The organism is Mariprofundus micogutta (assembly GCF_001895085.1).
Lineage (GTDB): Bacteria > Pseudomonadota > Zetaproteobacteria > Mariprofundales > Mariprofundaceae > Mariprofundus > Mariprofundus micogutta.
The window spans coordinates 87,581-95,602 of sequence record NZ_BDFD01000010.1 but is presented as its reverse complement, the minus strand read 5'-3'; the positions used below and the strand labels follow the sequence as shown (position 1 = coordinate 95,602).

Genomic DNA, 8,022 nt, shown 5'->3' with positions numbered 1-8,022 from the left:
GATAGCGGAATCGGTTCAGCGCCCGTTCTACCCAAGCATAAATATCATCTTTGCTGCCCTGAAGTCTAAGCTCGGTCTGATCTGTTCCTGACAGAAAGACTGAAATATCGGCAACTGTTTTGATCTTCCTTTCGTCCATCTGGATAAGCATCCCCATATGATGGACAGGACAACTACGTTTTCAGACTCATTTCATATTGGAAAAGACTCTGACTGGCCCTTTCTGAAAACTCGGCTATGCTGAATAGCAGTGGGAAGATCAGGGAGGTGTTTATGAGTCCAATTCTTTGTGGCCCGATTGTCAGGCGCACAACAACAACAGCGGTGTATATCTGGCTGGCAACCCAACAAGATGAAGAGCTTAGCGGAGAAATCAGACTACGTGGTCACAATGAAGTGATCAGCATCAATCAGGGAAGCAAGAAAATTCAACTCGGCAAAAACCTGTTCATACACCTTGTTCATTTATCTCCGGCTGCAGCCGGTTTTCCAACGGATAGCATCCTTCACTATGATATTTTACATAAGCTGCCCGATAATCAAAAGCTGAGTCTGCTGGGAGATGATCAGGAGATAAAATACCCCGGCGAACCATATCCCGGTTTTATTATCCCGGGCAAACTTGCTCAGGTTTTACATGGATCTTGCCGGAAACCTCAGTCAAACCCCGTAAAAAAAGCATGGGGAAACCTGGACCAGCTAAGCAGTGCGGATGACCTGCTGGCTGAATCATTCCAGAACCCCGAAGAGCGTCCTTCGACATTACTCATGACCGGTGATCAGATTTATGCCGATGATGTGTCCGGCCCCATGCTCGATCATCTGATCAAACTCGGCAATCATATCACCGGCTGGAATGAGGTGATGCCGCGCCGCAGGCCACCGGTTTGGCATGGTTACAATACCCCGGATGATCATAATTGTGCTGCTGAAATGCCTCTGTATGGCCGCAGGCCTCAACTGAGCAAGGAATTCACAGGTATCACATCACTGAGAACACGCAACCATCTGATGACTTTCGGTGAATACGCCGCCATGTATTTAACCGTATGGGGAGGACCCGGTGCAAAAACCAGTTTTGCACCATGGTCGGCAGTGAAAACACGTGCAAGTGCAACTGCTTCAGCCAATAGCTATGCAAAAGAACGTGAGCAGAATGAAATATTCTGCCAAACCCTGAGTAAAGTTCGCCGTCTATTGGCGAATATCTCTGTATATATGATTTTCGATGATCACGAGATTACCGATGACTGGAATATTAATCCTGCCTGGGAACAAAAGATCCACGAAAGTCCGCGTGCCCGGCGTGTAGTCTCGAATGGTCTTGCAGCCTATTGGGCATTTCAGGGCTGGGGAAATAACCCTGACCGCTTTGATGCACAATTTATGGGTACACTGGCACAACATCTCGATACGCAGGACTATCAGGGTGGTAAAGCTGATGCATTCGATACCTTGTTGTGGCAGAAAGAAGCGGACCGCTGGGCCTATGTAATCCCGACAAATCCAACAATCATCGTGCTGGACACAAGAACCAGTCGACAGCAGGGAAAACGCGCCAGTTCGCCTGCTGAGTTGATGAATCAGTCAGCCCTGAACTGGTTAAAAACCGAGCTGGAGAACGCTGTTGATATGAACAGGAAACATGTTTGCCTGATTTCAGCCACACCTGTATTTGGACTGAAAGCTATCGAAAATCTTCAGCAAATAGCTTATGTGATTGGGGGCAGTGCTGCAGCTGTTGATCTTGAGTCATGGAATGAAGGTTTGGATGAACTTGAGGCCGCCATCACCTCGGTCTCAAAACTCCCCGCTTCCATTGCCATACTCTCGGGTGATGTACATTACTCATTCATGCGAAAAAGTGCGTTTAAATCAGCAAGCGGTGACAATATCACCGTGTATCAAATGACAAGTAGTCCGTTTCATAATCAGGCTGTACCGAAACTCCAGTTCTGCCATCGTGATGTGTTGGTTCAAAACGGAGATTTTGTTGTATCCGAAGAAAAGTCTCTGGGTAAAGCTGCAGTCATTACGTCAATCAACAACCTTGCACAGGTCAACTTCGATGAGCATGGACAGGTTACAGGACAAAAATTAATAACCACTCTTCCTGACGGTCAAAAGAAGTACACGACATATAAGATATGAAACGATGTATAAATACCTGTTCACATTCCACTCAGGTGTACAAAAAATGGCTCCCAAACATCAGCTGTATGGGAGCCATAAACAATAAACACCTTCCCTCAGCTCTAGTTCTGTTTGAGGAACGCGATCAGGTTATCCAGATCAGAGCCTGAAACACCTTTGAAATTCATTCGGGTGGCAGCAGCTGAATCACCGGACACCTGCTTGACTGCATTTCTTGTTTTCTGACCCAGCCAGATTCTCAGCTTAGCTTCATCCCAGTTCCAGCTGGATGTTTTCAAGGTCTTGCCATAACGGAAGCCAGCAGCTGTACCCGCCCTGCGATTGAATACACCTTTCAGCCCCGGACCGGTCTTGTTCGCAGTTGTATCAAGATTATGACAAATCTTGCATTTCGCTTTGGCCAATGCAGCACCTGCAACCGGATTACCGGATACGATCACTTTGCGGCTTTTCACCATCGCTGCATTACCTGCCGCATCACTGACAGAATACTTCAGTACATAGGTACCGATTTTTGCAGTGTTCACTGAACCTGATTTATTGATTTTTGCAGTGAGATCGCCATCCACATCATCTGAGGCTTTCGCACCACTATCTTTATAGCTACCACCGACAATCACTGTTACCTTAGACTTTCCATTCAGGGTAATCACAGGACGAGTGGTATCTGATTCCTTCACCACTGTAATTGTTCTTGTGGCGGTCACTGCCGCATTCCCTGCTCTGTCTTTGACATCATATTTCAATGTATAAGTGCCGGGTTTTGTTTTATCGATTTCACCTGTTCTGCGAATACGTTTTGAAATGTCGCCATCAACGTTATCGGTTGCCAATGCGCCAACATCATCATAAATATCACCAACAGTAATCGTCGCCGAAGAACCACCAAACAGCTTAATAACCGGTGGAGTCCTATCACCAGATTTAACTACTTTCTTGGCAGCAGCCGCCTTCTTCGCAGCAGCCGCCTTCTTCGCAGCAGCCGCCTTCTTCGCAGCAGCCGCCTTCTTCGCAGCAGCCGCCTTCTTCGCAGCAGCCGCCTTCTTCGCATCAGCCGCCTTCTTCGCATCAGCCGCTTTCTTCGCATCAGCCGCTTTCTTCGCATCAGCCGCTTTCTTCGCATCAGCCGCTTTCTTCGCGTCAACCGCTTTCTTCGCGTCAGCCGCTTTCTTGGCCTCAGCTACTTTTGCGGCTTCAGCGGCCTTTGCAGCTTCAGCGGCTTTTGCAGCTTCAGCAGCCTTTGCAGCTTCAGCGGCCTTTGCAGCTTCAGCGGCCTTTGCAGCTTCAGCGGCCTTTGCAGCTTCAGCGGCCTTTGCAGCTTCAGCGGCCTTTGCAGCCTCAGCGGCTTTTGCAGCTTCAGCGGCCTTTGCAGCTTCAGCGGCCTTTGCAGCTTCAGCGGCCTTTGCAGCTTCAGCGGCCTTTGCAGCCTCAGCGGCCTTTGCAGCTTCTATGGCCTCTGCGGAACCGGCCTCAACGACTTTAACAAATCTGTAAACAGGTGCTGCAGCATTTCCAGCAGCATCACTTACGTTGTAACCCACGGCATACATGCCTGTTTTAGCAGCATCCAGGGTACTGGTGCTTCGGATCTGATCAGAAATATCTCCATCCACGTTATCCATTGCAGTTGCACCGGCATCTTTGTATGTGTCATCAACGGCGATAGTTACTGTATCAACACCGTTCAAAGTGATTACCGGTGCTGTCTTATCAACCGTAACAACTTTGACAGGCTCTTTAGAGGGTTTGCTTTCGGCATTTTGTGCAGCACCATCACTGACGTTGGCCTCTTCATCTTTTGCAGGCTTGGTGTAATTTCCGTCCGAATTATCACAACCAACCATCATCAATAATGATAACATGAGTGCAGTAAGTATATTTCTGTTCACTGGTCCTCTCCCTTTGTTACATGTGCTTGCATTAATAGATAAAACTGAAGATTTGTCAAATCTCTACCCTCAAATATCCATTTCAGGCACACTTTAAGCCATTATTTCTCTACCGGGAAAAAAGGACAGGCTAACAATGAACATACAACCCAACAATCCACTGCATGGCGTGACACTTGAGATGATGATTCATGCTCTGGTCGACCATTATGGCTGGGGCGAATTGGGTATACATGTGAAAATCCGCTGTTTCAATCAGGACCCTTCCGTGAAGTCCAGCCTCAAGTTCTTGCGTAAAACACCCTGGGCACGAGACAAGGTAGAAGCTTTGTATCTCGAGATGCTGAGAGAAAAAGAGGATGAGAAGAAGCCACGCTGGCCTTACGCATAACCATGATCATCGATTGTTCATATTGTCAGCTTAATCTGAAAACTGATATCATCAGGCAAGATAACTACTGATATGGACTACCAATGAATAACAACAGTGAATTCACCTATAGCGACAATAAAAAGAGTAGTGCTCCTCCGCATGTGTGGCACCAGCATATCAACCTCAAGTTGGCTGCACTGGGTCAGCCAACCTGCAAGCTGGATAGTAGCGACCACTCCTACCTGACCATTGCAGACAGTCTACTCAAACACTACGCACGTCAGCGCCGTCTCCTCTCGGCTTACCGCTGCCCTGCTGATCAGCGTATACAGAATTTTCTAAATGCATACCTGGCTGAAAACAATGTGCAACAAAGCGTTGAACTGCCGGGTAGTACATTTGTACTCGACCGCCCCGGCATGGCACGTGAAATATCACTGCCCCTGAATGGCACGCATTTCCACTCGGATCTGGTCGATTCCTATCGTCTCCTGCAGGGGGTGTTACATAACCCAAAAAGTGACCGTCGAACTACCAAGGGAGTATTTCACATTGCAGCCGGAGGACTTCCTGTACCTGCAGACAAGCTTGAAGTACCTGTAGAAACCTTTGCTGCGCTACTAAGGGAAGCTCTGGATCCACCGGGAGAGCTGCTTGAATTACCGGCAACCAGTCAGGAATCTGAAAAAGCCCGGGTTTGGGCATCACTACTACTTCGGCCAAAAGTGCGGCCCGGTGTGCCGGGTGTTGAGGGTGTCGCAGGGCTCATGTGGGACAAGAGCATGGAAGTTCGCATGTTCGCTCCCGGCGGTCTGGTCTCCAACCTTGATTTTGTTGAGTCAATATTCGGAAATGCTGGTGACCCTTTCCTGACGGAAAATGATGCGGCACATGATATCGATCACTGGACCGGCCAGAGCGGCTGCATCATTCTCGCTCCGCATCTGGTGAAACTGACGAAAAAAGCACTGGGTTTACCGCATGTAAACGATGCCAGCGAACGGCAACGTCGTGATGGTATGAGCTGGCAAAAAGAAGATGAGTTATACAATAACGGTAATGCTTTCAAACTGGTCTGCCGCGATATGCGCGGTGTAATTGTCACCATCATAGCCGACAACTATTTCGGTTACAGCAAAAAAGAGATCAAATCCCAAATCAGCTACTCGGCCAATCTGTTCGGCGGCTGTGAAGAAGAGCATGCAGGCGGTGCACTGGCATTCCCGCGCTATCATCTCGGGGAAGTATATATCCCACGGGCATCAGACATGCTCGACAATCACAGCTTTTCCGATCTCTGCCACCGTTTGGGGGAAAGCATAGAAATCAGACAGGAAGGATATGCGGTCGATATAAACTATCCCGAAATCATCTACCTGCCGGAAAATGCGCGCATCAGCCTGCACAATATGCAAGTGTGCTGGCAAAATACAGATGGTGAACAGGCCATCAAACTACTTGCTTCAAATATCTTTATTTATCCGAGTGGTTTCAGGGTGCGCATGTTGCGGCATCAGCACTCTCCCATCTGGCATCTGGTCGGCACCATCGGTGAAGGTACGTTCTGCCATAAACCCAGCACGGTATCCGGTGGCGGCAAGTCTGAAATTTCCAAATCCATTGCCGGTGCGGTGATATCCGGCCCGACCTATGTTGATGATTTTGAACAGGATATTCGACAAGTTCGTGCGATTTTTGAACGTGATTATTGCAACCGCTTTCGTCACCCCGAAGCTCAGGAACCGGATCATCGCAGCCTGCTCAGTAAAGAACGCAGTCTGGGCTCGGTTATCAAGATGCTAACCCCTTCAGATACCGACTATTCAGATGACTATAATGTATGGCTGAAAAGTATTCCCCATAACATCCTTGCACTGGTCTTCATGATTAAGCGCTTTTACAGGAGTGCCTGGGGTGATAACTGGCATGAGCATTTCTCTGTCGACACGGTGAATGGTAAACCCGGCCATGAATTGAGGTACAACGGACGTAAACTGACGGCTAACTATCTGCGTGTCGGTTTTGCCGATGATGGCAGCTGGCGCCTGTTCAAATTGCGTCAAGACTTTGTTGCCTCGTACAAACTGCAGATGGAAGATGATATCAGCGCCTCCATCGTGATTCCTGCAAACTATGTCAGCGGGCTGAATCCGGACTTTAACCACCCCAGTATCAAGCTGGTGGACAATTGTGAAGCCAGGCTGTTCCAGCGCCCTGATGAAGCAATCAACCGTGGCTCGGATATCCAAACCGAAAGCGACCTGTCCGGTGGCAACAGCTTCATCTCCAATTTTGAACCCCTGCAGGCTGAAGATGCGCGCGATATGATCGAAGACATCATGCAATTCGAGGCATTCAGCGCCCCTATGCAGTCTCTGATTCGCAATGCATCCCATATGGATGAATCACTCTATTTCGTCTCTTCAGCCCACCCCAGAATCGTGGACGGGAAGCCCAGTCTGAATGTACGTTATCTGCAGGATCGCCCCGACCTCGTTGACCCTCGCTCCACTTATCTGGCAGAGATAAGTACACGTTTGAGGCGTGGGCTGGAACCGGAGCAACAGGTCTATTTTCCAGTCAATGCTGTACTCACCGGCCGCCGTAACAACCCGCCTGAACCGGGAATCAGATCATTAGCTGTGTACAACCCGATTCACTATCAGGAGCTACCGGAACTGTTTATGGATTTTATCTGCAGTCTGACAGGAAAATCACCGTCAACAACCGGTGCCGGTTCAGAAGGCGCATTGACCAAAGGTCCGTTTAATTCCCTGTCTGCCACTGCAGACCTCAACAATGCGCTGGTATCATTCATTTTATGTGGATATGACGGTTTTTCCACTGCCGCCGGTTTTATCGGTTCACGCCGCCGAATTGATCATGACATCAGCATGTTAATCCCGGAGATCTGGTGTCGTCTGCCTGCCAAAGTTCAGAAACCTGATTATATGATCAAATGGGGCTATTTGAAAAAACTGAAAGATTTTGAGTACCAGGGCAAAACCGTGCAGGCCAGCCGGCTGGGCTATCGGATCACCAAGCGATTCGTACGCAATCATTTCGGGAAAGTGTTTGATACACCGGTAGCGGTGTTTGATAAAGCGATGTTAAAACCTGAAAGTCAGGATCTGGAAAGCTTTGTAGACGGTATCAATAATATTTGCGAGGCCCATCAACGCGTGGCCCTCAACTACTTTGCTGATGGAACGATTGATGATGCCTGCCCTCCTCTGAAAGCGTTGTTACACATTATGGCTTACGGACACTTCGAAGACAGAGATGCTCATGACCCTGCAATCCGGGCCATGTTCAGCCGTGACAATCTGCTGCAGAGCGACTGGTACAAAGAACGTTTGAACATCAAACAGGCTCGGGATACGCAGCTATGGCTGCAGCACAAGGAAAACCTGGCCAACCTGATGCAAAACCTCGATGAAGATGAATCCGACAGACGTATTCAGCTGGCAGAACGTATCCAGCAAACTGACGGCATGATTGAGCGGGTCACAAGTCAGGACTATCTGCTGCGTTTACAGGGTACGCTGGGCGCAGACTGGATTCACAGAGAGCAGTAAATCAAACGGCCCTGATGTTCAGGGCCGT

At 48.8% G+C, this 8,022-nt stretch carries 4 protein-coding genes; 3 read left to right on the top strand and 1 reads right to left on the bottom strand.

Translation table 11 applies throughout. The features are described from left to right. The first annotated feature begins 273 nt into the window (after positions 1–273). The gene (locus MMIC_RS07050) at positions 274–2,151 is read left to right on the top strand and encodes an alkaline phosphatase D family protein (RefSeq protein ID WP_072659754.1); all 1,878 of its coding nucleotides are present in this window, start codon (positions 274–276) and stop codon (positions 2,149–2,151) included. A 104-nt stretch (positions 2,152–2,255) separates the two neighbouring features. Here the strand turns inward: MMIC_RS07050 and MMIC_RS12475 are convergent, their stop codons facing one another. Then, positions 2,256–4,043, bottom strand: a complete 1,788-nt coding sequence (locus MMIC_RS12475; protein ID WP_143144902.1) for an immunoglobulin-like domain-containing protein — start codon at positions 4,041–4,043, stop codon at positions 2,256–2,258. Between the two features lie 136 nt (positions 4,044–4,179). Between MMIC_RS12475 and MMIC_RS07025 the strand changes: the two genes are divergently transcribed. Both MMIC_RS07025 and MMIC_RS07020 read left to right on the top strand, forming a co-directional pair. After that, positions 4,180–4,434, top strand: a complete 255-nt coding sequence (locus MMIC_RS07025; protein WP_072659753.1) for a VF530 family protein — start codon at positions 4,180–4,182, stop codon at positions 4,432–4,434. Between the two features lie 83 nt (positions 4,435–4,517). Then, positions 4,518–7,994 (top strand): PPi-type phosphoenolpyruvate carboxykinase family protein, encoded by a 3,477-nt coding sequence (locus MMIC_RS07020; protein WP_072659752.1) that lies wholly within the window; start codon positions 4,518–4,520, stop codon positions 7,992–7,994. Positions 7,995–8,022: the final 28 nt, after the last annotated feature.